Source organism: Thiogranum longum (assembly GCF_004339085.1).
Classification (GTDB): Bacteria; Pseudomonadota; Gammaproteobacteria; order DSM-19610; family DSM-19610; genus Thiogranum; species Thiogranum longum.
The window spans coordinates 2249489-2266207 of the sequence record NZ_SMFX01000001.1 but is presented as its reverse complement, the minus strand read 5'-3'; the positions used below and the strand labels follow the sequence as shown (position 1 = coordinate 2266207).

Genomic DNA, 16719 nt, shown 5'->3' with positions numbered 1-16719 from the left:
TCAAAGGTGGTGTGAATGCCTTGCCAGAAGCCCGGTTAGCCTGGTGTTCAGGTCATCCGGGTCAGACCGAGGTGCTTCAGTATGTCTTTCAGCGGGCGCGGACGCTCTATGCCATAGCCCTGAACATAATCTATACCACAGTCTTTTGCCTCCTGAAGTATATAGTCGTTTTCCACGAACTCCGCAATCGTTTTTACCCCCATAACCCGTCCGATCTGTGCAACAGATTCAACAATCGACCGGCTTACGGGGTTGTCGGCAATATCACGAACAAAATGCCCGTCGATCTTGATATTGTCCACCGGCAGATTGCTCAGGTAGGCAAATGAACTCAGGCCACTGCCAAAGTCGTCCAGGGAGAAGCGGCTGCCAAGTTGCTTCAACTTTTCAATAACTTCGGTTGCACGTGCCAGGTTTGCGATGGCGGCAGTCTCGGTGATCTCGAAGGTGATGAGTGAAGGATTGATACCACTGTCTTCAAACTGTTCCACAACATAATCAAGGAAACTGTTTTCGGTTAGCGACTGGGCAGAGAGATTCAGACTGAATCCCGGTACATCAAGGTCAGCCTTGATACCGGAAAGTCCCGCTTTAGCAAGTGTGAGAAAAGTGTTCCTGACAACCCATCGGTCAATAGAAGTCATCAGGTGGTACCGTTCTGCAGCAGGGATAAACAGACCCGGCTGGACAATGTCTCCTTCAATGCCTTTCATTCGAAGCAGGATTTCATAATGTTGCCCCAGTCCCTGTGTCTCGCTGATCGGCGTGATTAACTGGCTGTACAGGACGAGCTTGTCGTTGTCGATACTTTTGTTAAGGGTCTGCAGCCACTGCATGTCCCCACTGCGCTGGATGATATCTTCGTCAGTCGGTTCGTAGATATGAATGCGGTTTCTGCCCTTGTCCTTGGCGATATAACAGGCAGAGTCGGCTGTCATCATCAGGTCGCTGGTTGTTGCGTGACCATGAGTAATGGGTACCAGGCCAATACTCGCACCTATTTCAAAGGTGTGCTGCTGCCAGGAAAAGCGGAAAGTGCTGGCTGCATCCTTGATGTGTGCGGCCAGCTTCTCCGCATTACTCATCGGGCAGTCTTTCAGGATAATGCCAAATTCATCGCCACCCAGGCGGGCGAAGACATCATGGTTACGGATTTTTTTCCTGATCTCGACTGTTAGCTGTTTGAGAAGTTCATCGCCCGCCTTATGGCCGCAGGTGTCATTGACGATCTTGAACTGGTCGAGATCGATGTAGCAGAGTGCATGCTCGGTGGCTTCATCATTGACCTCGATCAGTGCCCGGGAAAGCTGGGCTTCAAACTCCCTCCGGTTTAACAGCCCGGTCAGGTCATCGTGCGATGCCTGGTAAGCAAGTCTTTCTGACATGCGGTGCAGTTTTGAGAAGTCATGGAATACCAGGACCATCCCGATGATATCTTCGTAGTTGTCACGGATGGGCGTGGCCGTATCCTGGATGATAAATTCTTTCCCGTCGTGCCGGGTGAGTGTCAGCAGAAAGTCGTGGTGTATTGTATTTCCACCATTAATGCAGTCGTAGACCGGGTAATCAATTGGCACACGCGTATTTGACGAGACAACCTTGAAAACTTCGTGCAGTGGACGGCGGCAAGCGCTGGAAAATGTCCAGCCGGTGAGTTTCTCGGCTGCGGGGTTCAGGTAGGTTATTATTCCGGAAGCATCGGTGGTAATGACGCCTTCACCAAGTGACTCGAGCGTTGTCTGGGCCTTGACCTTTTCAATAAACAACGCGTCGGTCGCGCGTTCTGTTTCCTTGTTTCGTGCCTGCTCCAGTGCTGTAGCCATTGAATTGATGCTTTTCTGCAGGATGCCGATTTCACCACCCGTGTCGACAGCAATTCGTTTCTCGAGTTCACCCTTGCTGATGGCGTCTGTGATCGAGGTCAGAGATCGGATCGGTGATGTGACGCTGCGTGCCATCAGGCTGGCAAAGTAAGCCGTGATGAGTATTGCGATTGCGGTGATCAACAGGCCATTTACCAGAACGTCCGTCTGTTGTGCAATCGCGTGTTTCCGGTCAACGATCACATGTACATAGCCAATCAGGTCTGTGGCCGCACCTGGAGTACCCCCGACTGAGGCGTCAGGCTCGTAGTCATCTACGGGCAGGCTTGAGTAGAAGACCGGTGTGGTGAATATTTTGTATAACCTGTCATTGCCGGATTGAATGACCTTTTCAAGGTCTGCCCAGCCGGACGGGTGAGTGTGTACTATGGGTTGATCCTGCTTGTCAGACACAACGATTGCCATGATGTCGGGATCGTGTGCAGATGCGTAGATCAGTTTTGTGAGCGCGACTTCATTGCCTGAAAGCACCCCGTATTCAGCGGCGGAAGACAGCAGGTTGGCAATTGACTGTCCTTTTCTGTCGAGTGCGGTCGAAATCCCGGAAATCTGACTCCAGATAAAGAACGAGGAAAGCAGGAACCCGGTTATCATAAGCGGCAGCAATGTCACCAGCAGCACTTTGCTCTGGATATTAAGATTCTTCATCATCTGCCTCTTTTAGCAATGACTGGAATGTTGGGTTTGCATCGAAGTCCAGGCCCAGTGACTCGGCAACATGCCGGTTGACTTTTATGCTGTAGCGTTTCGGGTGCTGTGGCGGCTGTAGTGCGTTTGTGTCACTGTCGAAGAAATCCTGGATCACACTGACCGTCTGTACGGCAATTTGTTTCGGTGTCGAAAAAACAGACAGGGTGGCTCCTGCTTCGGCGTATGCGCGTGAGTAAGCGATGACAGGAACCCTGTGTCGATAGGTTGTCAGTAGTATGCTTTTGGCTGTCTTCCGGTTGTATACGACCGGGTCAGGTATCGAAAGCAGGAGTCCTGACTGTTTAAGTATGCTGTTCAATGCGGGCAGAATTTCCTGTTGGTTCCTGGCGAGTTCGGTGTGCAGGGTGAACCTCGTTTTCTTCGCCAGTTGGTCGAGCATGTCACTTTGCTTCACTGACAGCGGGCCTAGCAGAACTCCCAGTTCCCGTTGTCCGTCAAATGCGACAGCCACAATGTGGAGTAACCGGTTCAGGGGCTGGTCTATATAGACTGCCGAGCATTGTCGGTCGGGACAAGCAAGGTTGCCGGACTGTTTCAGACTGTTATAGGTGACTTCCGGGATGAGCGTATACAGGACCGGGGTCTCTGGTTTCAGTTTTAAAACGGCCTCGGCCGCCTTTTTCCCCAATGAGACAATCAGGTCGTAGGTCAGTGCAGTGTTAGTGAATTTGTCATTACCCAGCTGGTTTGCCGACAGTGTGGTGGTGTTAACAGAAAGTGAATCCCCTTTTCGAAGTTCCAGTTCTGCTTCCTCGACAAACCGGAGATAGGGCGATGTATTCTGGCTGCTGACGAAAAGTATATTGACAGTTTCTTTTGCCTGAACGGAGTCAGGCGCCATGAAAAAGACGATTAACGTCAGTGTCGTGACAAGGAGAATGGCCATCGGGATGCTGTGGACATACTCCAGCATACCGGTTTTTCTGTACTGCTTTGACATCGTGTACTACTTGAAGCTGAGACTGATTGAGCCGTAGGCTCGTCGGTCAATGTTGTTCCTGAGCCGGGTTTCTTCATCATTGTCAAACAGGTTCTGGACAACCAGTGCCAGCGTGATGTTCTGCCTGGCTGTCGAGAGTGTGCGGGCGAGACGGATATCGGTGCGATACTGTGCACGACGTACATCATTGGTTGACAGTTCTTTCATGCTTGACAGGTAGTAAAAGCCTGCGCTGGCAGAGTAGCCATTTTTAAAGTCGTGGATGACAAGTGCATTCAGCATATTCTCCGGGCCGGCGTCCGCGTAGTTGCCGTTTCCGCCCATATCATGGCTGTCAATGTCCTGGTGTGTGTAACTAATATTAATGCGGTTGCCATTCCCCGGTCGGTAGCTGGCAGACACTTCTACCCCTTTTATTTGTGCGCTGTTTAAATTGTTGAAGAACAGGGCTGTGCCATCGACACCCTCTGAAAATGTGGCTTTATCGAAAGAAATCAGTTTTTCCAGTTTTTCGTGGAAGTAGCGGACATCCAGTGATGTGTGAACACGCGGGAAGTTTCCGATATAGCCAATTTCCCGGGCTGTAATACGTTCTGAATCGATATTGCCCGCATCAAAGAGCAGTACATTATTGGGCGCGGGGAGCGGGAAGCGGTAGTCAGGAGATTCCTCAAAGACAAACGGGTCACGATACGCACGTGACGCGGAAAGGCGCAGGGTATGGTTTTTGTGGAAGTGGTGATTGACAGATGCGCGAGGAGAAATATTTCTGCCGCCGGTGTCACTGTCTTCATAGACGACACCGGCATTGAGCAGCGTTTTGTCAGTCAGGTAATACTCGCTATTGGTGAAAATTCGCCAGGAGTCATTTACAACGTGACGGTTTGTATTGAAAAACGTGGGTCCGACCACTTCATCCTTGCGTGCGCCGGCACCCCAGACCAGACGCAGGGGTTTTGCAGGCTTCAGTATGTTCTGGAACTCAATGTCCCAGCGGTCGGCCGTGACCCTTTCGTCGAAATAGAGTCGAGTGCCGCCCAGTGCCGCGACCGGGGTGCTGTTGAAATCATTAATATTCTTGTTCTGGTTGTGGTAGAACTGAACCGAGACATCCTGGTCTGCAGTCAGCGTGTGCGTCAGTCTGATTTGCTGGAACTGACTGTAGGTTTGCTTTTTGTGATCGGGAACCAGTTCATCGAAAACGTCGTCATCTTCTTTTGAGCCGCTGTTGTGCCCCAGTTGCACCATGAGTGTATTGTCGAGATCGAGCTGAAAATCGCCGCGTACTGTAATCAGCCTGACCTGCATGTCGTCATACCGGTCATCAAAACCATTGTTTTCACGGTAAGCTGCCGTGACCCTGTAATCCATGTTTTTGTGGGCGCCTCCGTAACGCATATAGCCTTCGGTGAGCCCGTCGCTTCCGATATTGCTCTTCAGCATCAGGCCGCGGTCGAGCACAGCCTGGCGGGTAATAATATTAATGATGGCGGTAAAGGCGTTGGCGCCATAACTGGAAGCATTCGGACCGCGCATGACTTCGATGCGCTCGATATCATCGATGGCCAGTGGCAGGTCAGTCCAGGAAACTCCGCCCAGCGACGGTTCATAGACTGACCGTCCATCCACCAGCACCTGCATCTGGCGTGAGTACTGATCCGAGAGTACGTGATATCCGACAGCCTGGTTATACCCGTTTTCATAGTTGACGATAAAGCCGGGTGCCAGTCGCAACAGGTCCGGTATTTCGGTAAAGCCGGACGCGACAATCATTTCCCGGTCAATGACAGTGGTGGCTATGGGGGTATTTGCGGGCGACTGTGGCAGACGTGAGGCAGAGAGTACAATCGGTAGCTCGTCAAGGAAGGCCTCTTCTGATAACAGAGCGTCGTTGGCTGAAGCGGGAGTAAATGGTGATATTGACGCAACAAGGAAGGCTGATATGAACGGAAAAAAGCCTTCGTTTAATCCGTGGCCGGTAATATCGCGAGTCAATATCCGGGAACGGGGCCTGAAAATGCACATGCCTGTTCTCTGTTTATGTTCTGGTTTAGACGTACACAGTGCGCAGGTAGGGAAGTATGGCCTGGGGTCAACTGTTCTGTCGCCTGTGTTTGCGACATCCTAAGGGGGATTTTGTGTAAAGGCAATGCGTTACTGCCGGGAGTGCCCGTTAGCGCCTTGCGCCGGGGAAAACAGCTGGGATGTTTGGTGCCGAGGAGAGGACTTGAACCTCCACGGGGTTGCCCCCACTAGCACCTGAAGCTAGCGTGTCTACCAATTTCACCACCTCGGCAATATAAATCGGTGGATCGCAGATATGCGAGAGGCGCGCACTTTACCCCCCGTTATCAGGGTTGTCAATGGCGGCTATACTGGGCCTGTTCGGCCCGGGATTTTCATTTAGCCGCCAAACTGGTTAGCATGCCGCCATGAAAAAACGAAGCAATAGTAAGAAATCCTCATCTAAAGATCCTTACGCCAAGCGCGAGGCCTCCAAATACAGCAGCCCGATTCCCAGCCGTGAATTCATTATGTCGCGGCTCGAAGAAGTCGGGCGCCTGATGACCCGTGAGGAAATAGCCGAGTCCTTCGGGCTGTCCGGCGAGGAAGCCCTGGAGGCCCTGCGGCGCCGATTACGCGCCATGGAGCGAGATGGCCAGCTACTGCGCAACCGCAAGGGCGGTTACGGACTGATCGACCGCATGGACATGGTGCGCGGGCGCATCATTGCCCACCCGGACGGTTTTGGTTTCCTGGTGCCGGAAGAGGGTGGTGATGACCTGTTCCTGTCGCCAAGACAAATGCGTGGTGTCATGCACCGCGACCGGGTGGTAGCGCGCGTTACCGGCATCGATCGGCGTGGTCGCAGGGAAGGCGCCATCGTTGAAGTGCTGGAGCGGTGTACACACCGGGTGGTCGGGCGTATCTATTTCGAAAATGGTATCAGTCACGTGGTACCCGATCACAAACGGCTGACGCACGACATTATTGTGCCACCAGACCAGGTCGGTGGCGCACGTCATGGCCAGTTTGTGACCGTTGAACTTATCGAGCAACCGAGCAAGCGTTCCGGACCGGTTGGCCGGGTCGTGGAAGTCATTGGCGACCACATGGCGCCCGGTATGGAAATCGACGTGGCCATACGTGCACACGAACTGCCGCTGGAATGGCCGGATGCCGTCGAGGATGAAATCCAGGGTCTTGCGGACAAGGTTCCGCCAGCCGCCAAACGCGGGCGTGTGGACCTGCGGGAAATGCCGCTGGTGACCATCGACGGTGCTGACTCGCGTGATTTTGACGATGCCGTTTATTGCAGCAAGACACCCAAAGGCTGGCGTCTGCTGGTCGCCATCGCCGACGTGTCGCACTATGTTAAAAAGGGCACAGCGCTGGACACCGAGGCAGAGGTGCGCGGTAACTCGGTGTACTTCCCCGAACGCGTTATCCCGATGTTGCCGGAGGTCCTGTCGAACGGACTGTGTTCACTGAACCCGGATGTAGACCGTCTGTGTATGGTTTGCGAGATGTATATCGATGCCGAAGGCAAGGTAATCCGTTCCCGCTTCATGGAAGGGCTCATGCGCTCGCATGCGCGTCTTACCTATAGTGAAGTGGCGGCCATGCTGGTGGACCGGGACCCGGAGGTTCGTGCGCAATACAAGCCCTTGATCAAACCGCTGGAGCAGCTGTACGACCTGTACAAGGCATTCCGTAAACAGCGCGAGAAGCGCGGTGCAATAGATTTCGATACGACGGAAACACGTATCGTGTTTGGCCAGGACCGCAAGATCGAGAAGATTGTGCCGGTGGTGCGCAATGATGCGCACAAGATTATCGAGGAGTGCATGATCGCCGCCAATGTCTGTTCGGCGCGTTTCCTCAACCGGCACAAATTACCGACCCTGTACCGGGTGCACGATGGGCCGAAGGCCGACAAACTGACAGACCTGCGCGAATTTCTTTCCGAACTTGGGCTGTCGCTGGGGGGCGGGGACAAACCGCCTGCCTCTGAATTTTCGGCGCTGCTGAAAAAGATCCAGAATCGTCCCGATGCCCATTTAATTCAGACGGTTATGTTACGTTCCCTGTCCCAGGCGCGCTATAGCCCGGAGAATATCGGGCATTTCGGCCTGTCGCAAGACGAGTACCTGCACTTCACCTCCCCGATCCGCCGCTACCCGGATTTACTGGTTCATCGCGCTATTCGTCACCATTTACGCACCGAAGCGCGTTACAAGAAGCAGGGCAAGAAAACCGGCAAGGTCAACAGCGCCGAATCATTTGCTTACAGCGTGGATGACATGGCGGCGATCGGCGAGCATTGTTCGACGACCGAACGGCGTGCCGATGATGCGACGCGTGATGCGGTTGACTGGCTGAAGTGTGAGTACATGCTGGACAAGGTCGGCATGGAATATGACGGCATCGTTACCAGCGTGACCTCGTTCGGTATATTTGTCGAGCTGAAGGATATTTTTGTGGAAGGCTTGGTGCACATCACGGCCCTGCACAATGATTACTATCATTTTGATCCGGCCGGCCATCGTTTGCGTGGTGAACGGACTGGCATGTCCTACCGCCTTGGTGATGAAGTCAGAGTCCGGGTGGTACGCGTTGATCTCGATGAGCGCAAGATGGATTTCGAGTTGCCAGGAGCTCCGGATGAAGGTGGCAAGCCGCCTCGAAAGAACACGAGCAAGAGCAAGAGCAAGTCAAAGCGCAAGCGTAAAAGTAAAAGCAAGGCCAAACCCGAAGCCAAAACAGGAAGCGGGCAGGAAAGCAGCAGTTCTACAGATGAAAAGAGTGGTGGAACAAAGAAACGGAAACCAAAGCGCCGGCGCGGCGGTCGTAGAAAACGTAGCCCAGAAGGGAGTGAGAAAAATGCAAAAGATTCGTAATACGGTAATAGCCGTAATGGTGATAGCGCTGTCTGCTTGCGCAACAGACGATCCCAACCGGCGCGCAAAAACCGGTGCTGTTGTCGGTGCCATTGCCGGTGCTGTGATTGGCAAGCAGGTCAGTGGCGGTAAAAAAGGCGCCCTGACAGGCGCAGTGGTGGGCGGCCTCGCCGGTGCGGCGACCGGTAATTACATGGACGAACAGCAACGTGCTTTCGAGGCAGAACTTGCCGAGGAACAACGCCGCAATGATCTTGAAATCCAGCGTCTGCAGGACGAGAGTCTGAAGATCGATGTTTCGAGTGAAGTGTCGTTTGATTTCAACAGCGCCAGTCTGAAGCCGGCTTTTCTTCCAACGCTCGACAAGGTGGCGAGTATTCTCTCCCGCTACCCGAAAACGACAGTGACGGTAATCGGGCACACGGATAACATTGGTTCCGAAGCCTATAACCAGGCCCTGTCCGAGCGTCGCGCACGCAGCGTTATGAACTACCTTATTGATCATGGCGTCGCCGCAAACCGGCTGGATGCTGTGGGTCGTGGCGAGACACAGCCCAGGGCGACCAATGCGACAGAAGCCGGACGTCAACTGAACCGTCGTGTCGAGATCCTGGTGCGCCCGATTACATCTGATTGATACGCGGGTGGATCATACGCACACGTACCGGACGTGACAGTGAAGCGAACCGAGCGGGTGTTTGGCCTCCACGCTGTACGCAGCCTGCTGGAACGTAACCCGGCGCGTATCTCATTGCTGCTGGCGCTGGAAACCCGCAGTGACGCTCGTATGGATGAAATACTGGCGTTGGCCGAAACGGCCAACGTGCCGGTACGTCGTGTTGCCCGCCAGGAACTGGATGAGCGCGTGCCCGGTGTCACTCACCAGGGTGTACTGGCGGAAACCGGTGGTGCGCCAGGTCTGGGTGAGCACGATCTGCCAGCGTTCATCGAATCGCTGGAACGACCGCCGTTTCTGCTGATTCTCGATAGCGTTCAGGACCCGCACAACCTGGGGGCCTGCCTGCGTAGCGCCGATGCCGCGGGTGTCGATGCGGTTATTATTCCCAAGGACAAGTCCGCACCGCTGAATGCCACGGTGCGCAAGGTGGCCTGTGGTGCCGCAGAAACCATACCCGTTGTAAGGGTGACCAACCTGGCGCGTACCCTGCGAGCCGTGCGCGATGCCGGCGTGTGGATCTACGGTGCGGCCGGCGAGGCGGAAACCTCACTCTACGATACTGATCTGAGCGGTCCCCTGGCGCTGGTGCTGGGCGGCGAAGGTAAAGGCCTGCGTCGTCTTACCCGCGAGCACTGTGACGGGTTACTGTCGATTCCCCTGGCCGGTTCGGTCAGCAGTCTGAATGTCTCTGTCGCTACCGGTATCTGCCTGTTCGAGGCGCAGCGCCAGCGCCGGACAAAATAAACCCGTCATTGCGAGCGCAGCGCGGCAATCTTTTTCTGCTTTCAATGGCTCAAAGTGTATGAAACAGAGCGGGCAAGTATCCAGTGTTAAAATGGGGTATTATCAAGTCAGTTCAGTAACGGTTCTGTTGCAAACCGTGTACGGGGGGTACACGAATGCGCTATTTGGCGGTATGGATACTGCTCGTTTCGACCATGGTCCTGGCAGAAACCCGCCCCGGTGGTGATCTGGCGCCTCTGGGTAATCCGGACGGTGTGCGTAATGCCGGTGATCTTGTTGTTCTTACCCGCCTGGTCCAGGGAAATCCTGTGCCTACCGAGCGTCAGAAACGCATCGGGGATGTGGCGCCTCTCGGCAGCCCTGACGGCGTATTAAATGCCGCGGATATTCTTGTTCTCACGCGCGCTCTGCTGGGGCAGGTGACACTGCCCGATGTTTATGTCGGGCCTGACGCGCCAGTCATCGGTAGTCTTCCCGATCAATCCACCACGAATCCCGTCACGGCATCCGGAAATGCCTTGCCAGGCGAAGAAGTACGTGTCTACGTAAACGGCGTGTTGCAACAAAGCAGCCAAGCTTCCGTTACAGACGGCAGTTTTTCTGTGGGTGTTCAGCTGGATGACGGTGCAAACAGTATCTATTTCACCGCCTGGGATGGTCTCCTGGAAAGTCAGCCAAGCGCTTCCGTCACCGTCAACTACACCAATACCATCGCCCGTAACCAGGTCGATACCTACATTGCAGCCAATACTGTCTGGACTGCAGGAAATCCTGTTGATCCCTATATTGTCAGTGGTGACCTTGTTGTTGCAGCGGGAGCGACTTTGTATATCCAGCCTGGTGCCGTGCTCCAGTTTGAGTCAGGTGCCAGTTTGCGGGTGTCTGGCGGACTTGAACTTCTGGGGACAACAGCAACGCCAATTCAGTTCACCAGTACAGCCTCGATACCGCGAACCGGTGACTGGCAAGGTGTCCTGGTTGATTCAGGCGCTACCAATGTGACCATCCGTAACGCCAGTATCGAATGGGCCGATATTGGCATTGATGTTATAGACCTGCAGACACTTGCCCTTGAAAGTAGTGCGATCAAGAACTCAAAGACAGCTGGTATATGGATGCGTCAGGGTTCTGGTGGGAATATAACCAATACGCAGGTTGAATATAGTGGTTCGTATACCGGGACGACCTATACCTCTAAAGCCATGGGTATGCGGTTAACGGGGGCCAGCCCGACAATTACCGGCTGTTCTTTCAGATACCACAGCTTTGGTATGTACATAGAACAGGGCTCCTCACCCGTTATCAACGGTACAACCTTCAGTGATAACAACAACGGGCTTGGCGTCTTTGGTGATTACAGCAATGTGGCTAATAACCCTTCTCCAACCATTAAACGTAATGCGTTCTACAACAATAGTCAGCGTTCCTATGTGACGGATGGTTATGTAGACCCGACAAGCCCCCTGGGTGCTTCGCTTGTCGGTATTGAGCAGGATCTTTCCGAAAACTGGTGGGGCAGTACTGATCCCTCAGTCATCTCTGCCGGTATCTATGACTATGCACGGGCGCAGGGTTTTAATGCACCCATTACACGCCTTGTGCCGTTCCTGGATGCCGAGAACGGCTCCCCTGTACCGGGTAACTACCTGAATGGACTGATATCACAAAGTACCACACTCCCTGCTGGCACAACGTATACAGTGCTTGGTGCATTCGTTGTGGCAAATACGGCAGTGCTGACGATTGATGAAGGTGCGCAGTTACTTTTTGCCGCGGACTCCATCCTTTCCGCGCGCGGGAACCTCTGGGTCAATGGTACAACTGCAAACCCGGCCAGATTCGACGCATTGAGTACAACTCCGCAGGCCGGCGAGTGGTTGGGTATTTCCCTGTATGCCAATGGTAACCGCGTGGCAGGTGCGGATATTCGTTTTGCTACAAGCGCAATCCAGGTGCTGGGGAGCAATACAACGGTTGTCGACAGCAAGATCAGTGATTTTTCCAGGGATGGCGTGCGGGTAGCCAATGGCGTTATACAGGCCGAAGTCAGCAATAACACTCTGAATAATACCGTGCAGAGTGGTACTGGTATCTCCTTCGATACCGCTGATGGCGTGGTGCGGGACAATAGCGTAGATAATGCCGATAGCGGAATATATGCCAGGCTGACAGGGGCGGCTATTACCAATAACCGGGTCATCAATAATAACAACGGTATCAATATTTCGGGTGACGTGCCTGCTGGGTTTACTGCAGCACCGACGATTTCAGGTAACCTGGTAAGCAACAATAACTACGGCATCAATATAACGAAATACGGGAACCTTGATGACGTGAATCCGGTTATCCGGAATAACCGGATATACGGGAACACGACATACAATTATTTTATAAATGGCTTTGGTGACACCTCCGTTCTGGATGCAACGCTGAACTGGTGGGGAAGTGAAGACGAGTCCGTAATCCTTGCCGGGTTGAATTCAAACCAGATCCAGTACTCACCCTATCTCAACAGCCTCGGCGAGCCGGTTTACTCTGCCAGAGTGGATGGTGTCCTCTCGCAGAATACCGTCTGGAGTGCTGCGAATGGCTCCTATACGCTAACCGACTCGGTATTCGTGCCAGCAGGTATACAGCTGACCATCGAACCCGGATCGGTGGTCAGGTTCCCGCCCGGAGCCCGTCTTGTTGTCAATGGCGACCTGGACCTGCAAACAACCGAAGCGGCCCCGGCCTTGCTCACAAGTACCATCGACAATCCGGCAACAGCAGATTACTGGGGTGGTTTGCTGGTCAACAGTACCAACAAGACCATCCACCACCTACAGGTTGAAAATGTGCAGACTGGTGTTGAGGTCAATGCCACGAATGTTTCAGTTAAATACAACACATTTACCAATTGCAGTTCCAGGTGTATCTATTACTCTGGGAATACCGACAGCTATTTCACTGGCAATATCGAGAACAACCGCATCACCGTGAACAACAGGAGTTCAGGGCGCGGGATCTGGGCCGCCTTCTATGACGCCACAATTCAGGGGAATCACGTCTAGGAGGCTGCTTACGGTATCAGTGTTACCGGTCGCAGCAACAGTACTGTGCTGTTCAACTGGGTCGAGAATAACGAGAGGGGGGTGTATGCCTCGAGAGGCAGGGAAAACGGCTATAACTGGGACCCCGATGTCCGGGTTCAGGGCAACAACCTGCTGAATAACGCACGCTATAATTACGAAACCGGTATTTTTTCAAATACGGGCCGCTTTCTGGCGGCTGACGACAACTGGTGGGGTACCACGGTCGACAGCGAAGTGCAGGCAGGTATCTACGATGATGTTGATGGTCCTTCCTCTTTACCTACGCTCATATACATACCATTCGCAACAGCATTCATCCCGCTGCCGCCCGAACTGACGACAGCGTCAACATTGACCAACCTGGCGAACTACCCGGTAGCCGGTGTATCGACGCCGAATGCCGGTATCCGCCTGTTTGTGGACGGGGTACAGCAGGCAGTGCTTGTTGCGGACGCGGCGGGCAGGTTTTCGGGCTCGGTCACCCTTGCCGAGGGGGCTAACCGGATAACGGCACGTAGCTATAGAGCTATCCGGGAATCGACAGACTCCAATGCGATCGACGTCACAATGGATGCCACTCCGCCGGTACTGACCCTGACGAGCCCGGTCGATGGCACCCTGACAAACCGGGTCGAACAAATATTCACGGGTTCAGTGAACGAAACCGTGACGCTGACCGTCAACGGTCAGCCTGTGAATGTGGCCGCAGATAACAGCTTTACCACGGGCCCGGTGATACTTGCCGAAGGCCCGAATACGGTTGGTCTGGTCGCAACGGACCTGGCGGGTAATACCACCACATTGACCGTTGGCATCACACTGGACGCAACACCGCCCGCCGACCCTGATATCCAGCTGGTTACCTTCGGCACTCCATCATCCGGCAATGTGCCAGTAACCGGTGCGGCCGGCAGCGTCGAGGCCGGCAGTATGATCAACCTGGTCAATGCCCGTACCGGGGAAGTCGTCAGCGTAACGGCCAACAGTGATGGAAGCTTTTCAGCAAACATCGCTGCAGGATCAGGTGATACCCTGTCGATAGTGGCGGAAGACGACCTGGGTAACCAGGCGGCGTGGGCCAGTAGCGCAATTGCCGGTGTGCCGCCCGCCCTGTCGCTCACCAACATACAGCCAACCGATACTTCCACCATCAATGACGACGTGGTAAATCTGACCGGCAACTGGGCAGGTCCCGCCAATACCGGTATTGCCGTGAACGGTCAGGTGGCGGCGGTCTATGGAGATCAGTTTGTCGTCAATAACCTGCCCCTGTTGCCGGGCGCCAACAATATCGATATTACGGCAACGGCGCCGGATGGTGCTTCACTCACACAAACCATCAGCCTGACAGGCAGCGCCGGGCTGCCGTTTGAAATGAACCTGACACCGGATTCCGGTATTGCACCACTGGTGGTCAGTCTTGCAGTAACGAATAGCAGCGGCGCCAACCTGCAGAGCCTGCAGGTCGACTTTGAAAATGACGGCAGCTTCGATTTCACAACCCTCGATGTGCCGCAGGGAACACTTCAGATTCCCAATACCTATTTCACAGCCGGTCTTTACACCGGCAAGGTCAGTATTGTCGACAGTGTCGGCGATGCTTACGACCTCTTCTTTATTGTTGTTGCAGAAGATCCTTTTGCGGCGGACTCACGCCGACGGAGCGCCTATAACGCCATGCTCGGCCGTCTGCGTGCCGGTGATATCAGCGGAGCTGTCGATATGTTCGAAAGCTCCATGCGAGCAAAGTATCTCGAAGCTTTCAATGTACTGTCTGCCAACATTACTACCCTGCCGGACCGTCTTGGCACCGTGAGAAGCAATCGTTTTGGTAGTAGCTATGCCGAACTGCTGGTGACAAGAGATGAGGTGCGGGGAACCAGGGCATACAAGGTCATACTGGTGCGCGGCGCCGACGGCGTCTGGCGAATCCAGAGTATGTGATTGTGTGATGTTGTTGGCAGAGAAATATCAGGCCAGGGTTGAGGATAAAGTCATGAAATTAATTATATTGGTCATGTTTACAGACATCATGATGACATTGGATATCAATGACAGGTGGTTTTATGGCTAAGAGGAATTTTTTGTGGATATGTATTGTGCTGTTGTTTGCGCAATTATCGGCATGCAGTGTTTTTGCGAAGCGACACTGGTCAGCGATAGAGGGCCAGGTGCTGGATCAGGATACAGGGCGACCGATAGAAGATGCACTCGTGATTGCGCTATGGAGAGGGTATGGCGGTTACGGACGGGAAATGTGTTTTCATGTGGAAACAGCAAAAACTGACGAACAGGGAACGTACCGGATCCCTGAATGGTTTAATAAGGGTTATCGTCTCAGCCTGCAGGAGCCGCGAGTAGATTTGATTGCGTATAAGGATGGCTACAGCTACTGGGGAGAGCCTGATCAGCCTACGCAATATCTGAAAAAGTTTGAAGGAAATTCGAGTGAGCGGATAGCAGATTTACGTAATTACTCCAGGTTAGTGTCCTGCATTATAGATGATGACGAGAGTGAGAAGGCCCTTAATGTTATTGATCGCGCCTTGTATGAGGAAGCGGATGAGGTGGCAGTGACCATGGAGGATAAAATGGAGGTGCTGTATTTTTTAATGATGGTAGAGATGTATGAGCTTGGTCCGGAGGAGTCCTATAAGCGGGAATCTCAAAGGGTGCGTGAGCTTAAGCGACTGGAGCAGGAAAATGACAAATAGACTATTCAGTTGTCTATGGGTCTTTCTTCTATTCTATCCATGCTTTGTTCTCGCGTATGAAGTTGACACGCATGGTCTCATGACGTTTAAGGCCTTCGAAAATTCGGATTTTGATAGCTATGAGTCTATAACCCGACTTGGTATAGATCCCAATATGGAAAGTCCGTTTGGCGAAGACTATTTTGATGTCGCAGGTACGACAGTAAGAAAAAGGCCTGCGGATAAAAGCGTGTATATGAGAAGAATTCTAAGGCAGAATTTAGGACTCTCCCAGCAAGCACAATTTAAAATACTCGGCTGGCTAATGCGTGGCGCCATCCGCGAAGATGATTTCACGCCCAAAATCTTTCCTTGTGGACTTGAGGCAGATAACCCCCAGGATGACCCCTACGGCAACATAGATCGCCCAATCAATCATTTCTTTGACCCCGTAAATAATCGTGAGCTGACGATCGGCGTAGACCCGCGAGAAACCGCCGTCAACTGGGCGCTCGGCAGTAGCGATGCTTTCGCTACACCGCCACCGGATAACAGTGGCCGACGCAACCACTTCACCGTGCGGGATGCACGGGAAGCAATGTTCCGGGCTTTGACGGGACAGCGTCTTACTGATCCTGTGAAAGCGATAGGCCCGGGTGATACGGGCAGCACACCCAATAATGCAACCGAAGCTGAAGCTTTCCGCAAGGCCTATTGGGCGACCACCTTCCGGGCACTGGGCGATGTCATGCACCTGATCGAGGATATGGCGCAGCCGCAGCATACGCGGAATGACCAGCACAGTGGGCTTTGCTTTCCTTTTGTGCAGGATGTGGTGACAGGACACAAAAGTGTTTATGAGGATCGAATGAAAGCTCGCACCTTGAGCGGTATCGAATACAACAGCGCTAACGCCAGTAAGAGTCAACTGGACGGCCTGGTATACAACGGTTACCCGATCCCGAGCTTTAACCGCTGCGAGGACGTACCGGCTGTGGAGACACACGGTTATTTACTGGACAGCCGTATCTATGATGCCATGGCGGATATCAATGACGGGTTGGCATCTTGCTGAACCTATAAAAAATGACAGG

10 protein-coding genes and 1 tRNA gene are annotated in these 16719 nt (G+C 53.4%); 7 read left to right on the top strand and 4 right to left on the bottom strand.

The annotated features are described in order from the left end of the window. Window positions 1-47 precede the first annotated feature (47 nt). The 4 genes from DFR30_RS11055 to DFR30_RS11040 form a co-directional block, all read right to left on the bottom strand. Window positions 48-2534 (bottom strand): EAL domain-containing protein, encoded by a 2487-nt coding sequence (locus DFR30_RS11055; RefSeq protein ID WP_132973215.1) that lies wholly within the window; start codon window positions 2532-2534, stop codon window positions 48-50. Beyond that, the gene (locus DFR30_RS11050) at window positions 2518-3534 is read right to left on the bottom strand and encodes an ABC transporter substrate-binding protein (RefSeq protein WP_132973214.1); all 1017 of its coding nucleotides are present in this window, start codon (window positions 3532-3534) and stop codon (window positions 2518-2520) included. Before DFR30_RS11050 ends, DFR30_RS11055 begins: the two co-directional genes overlap by 17 nt. A gap of 6 nt (window positions 3535-3540) precedes the next feature. Continuing rightward, window positions 3541-5529, bottom strand: a complete 1989-nt coding sequence (locus DFR30_RS11045; protein WP_165869180.1) for a TonB-dependent receptor plug domain-containing protein — start codon at window positions 5527-5529, stop codon at window positions 3541-3543. Between the two features lie 214 nt (window positions 5530-5743). Continuing rightward, window positions 5744-5830 (bottom strand) — tRNA-Leu (locus DFR30_RS11040). Between the two features lie 136 nt (window positions 5831-5966). Here DFR30_RS11040 and rnr point away from each other — a divergent pair. The 7 genes from rnr (at window position 5967) to DFR30_RS11005 (ending at window position 16700) form a co-directional block, all read left to right on the top strand. Then, window positions 5967-8435, top strand: a complete 2469-nt coding sequence (rnr, locus tag DFR30_RS11035) for a ribonuclease R (protein WP_132973210.1) — start codon at window positions 5967-5969, stop codon at window positions 8433-8435. After that, window positions 8419-9072 (top strand): YiaD family glycine zipper/OmpA-like lipoprotein, encoded by a 654-nt coding sequence (locus tag DFR30_RS11030; protein WP_132973208.1) that lies wholly within the window; start codon window positions 8419-8421, stop codon window positions 9070-9072. The genes rnr and DFR30_RS11030 overlap by 17 nt, the downstream gene beginning before the upstream one ends. 39 nt (window positions 9073-9111) lie before the next feature. Further along, window positions 9112-9858: a 23S rRNA (guanosine(2251)-2'-O)-methyltransferase RlmB gene (gene rlmB, locus DFR30_RS11025; protein WP_132973206.1), complete on the top strand. Its 747-nt coding sequence runs from the start codon at window positions 9112-9114 to the stop codon at window positions 9856-9858. A 155-nt stretch (window positions 9859-10013) separates the two neighbouring features. After that, the gene (locus tag DFR30_RS11020; RefSeq protein ID WP_132973204.1) at window positions 10014-12911 is read left to right on the top strand and encodes a right-handed parallel beta-helix repeat-containing protein; all 2898 of its coding nucleotides are present in this window, start codon (window positions 10014-10016) and stop codon (window positions 12909-12911) included. 45 nt (window positions 12912-12956) lie between these two features. Next, a complete protein-coding gene (locus DFR30_RS11015) occupies window positions 12957-14876 on the top strand; it encodes a hypothetical protein (RefSeq protein WP_132973202.1) in 1920 nt (639 codons plus the stop codon). Window positions 14877-14998: 122 nt separating this feature from the next. After that, window positions 14999-15646, top strand: coding sequence for a transthyretin-like family protein (locus DFR30_RS11010; protein WP_132973200.1), 648 nt, complete (start codon window positions 14999-15001; stop codon window positions 15644-15646). Window positions 15647-15881: 235 nt separating this feature from the next. Continuing rightward, the gene (locus DFR30_RS11005) at window positions 15882-16700 is read left to right on the top strand and encodes a phospholipase C/P1 nuclease family protein (protein ID WP_132973198.1); all 819 of its coding nucleotides are present in this window, start codon (window positions 15882-15884) and stop codon (window positions 16698-16700) included. Window positions 16701-16719 lie beyond the last annotated feature (19 nt).

Bases quoted from the DNA above. Each gene is read 5' to 3' on its own strand.
- DFR30_RS11055 (WP_132973215.1), bottom strand. From the start codon at position 2,534: ATGATGAAGAATCTTAATATCCAGAGCAAAGTGCTGCTGGTGACATTG.
- DFR30_RS11050 (WP_132973214.1), bottom strand. From the start codon at position 3,534: ATGTCAAAGCAGTACAGAAAAACCGGTATGCTGGAGTATGTCCACAGC.
- rnr (WP_132973210.1), top strand. From the start codon at position 5,967: ATGAAAAAACGAAGCAATAGTAAGAAATCCTCATCTAAAGATCCTTAC.
- DFR30_RS11030 (WP_132973208.1), top strand. From the start codon at position 8,419: ATGCAAAAGATTCGTAATACGGTAATAGCCGTAATGGTGATAGCGCTG.
- DFR30_RS11020 (WP_132973204.1), top strand. From the start codon at position 10,014: ATGCGCTATTTGGCGGTATGGATACTGCTCGTTTCGACCATGGTCCTG.
- DFR30_RS11010 (WP_132973200.1), top strand. From the start codon at position 14,999: ATGGCTAAGAGGAATTTTTTGTGGATATGTATTGTGCTGTTGTTTGCG.
- DFR30_RS11005 (WP_132973198.1), top strand. From the start codon at position 15,882: ATGAGAAGAATTCTAAGGCAGAATTTAGGACTCTCCCAGCAAGCACAA.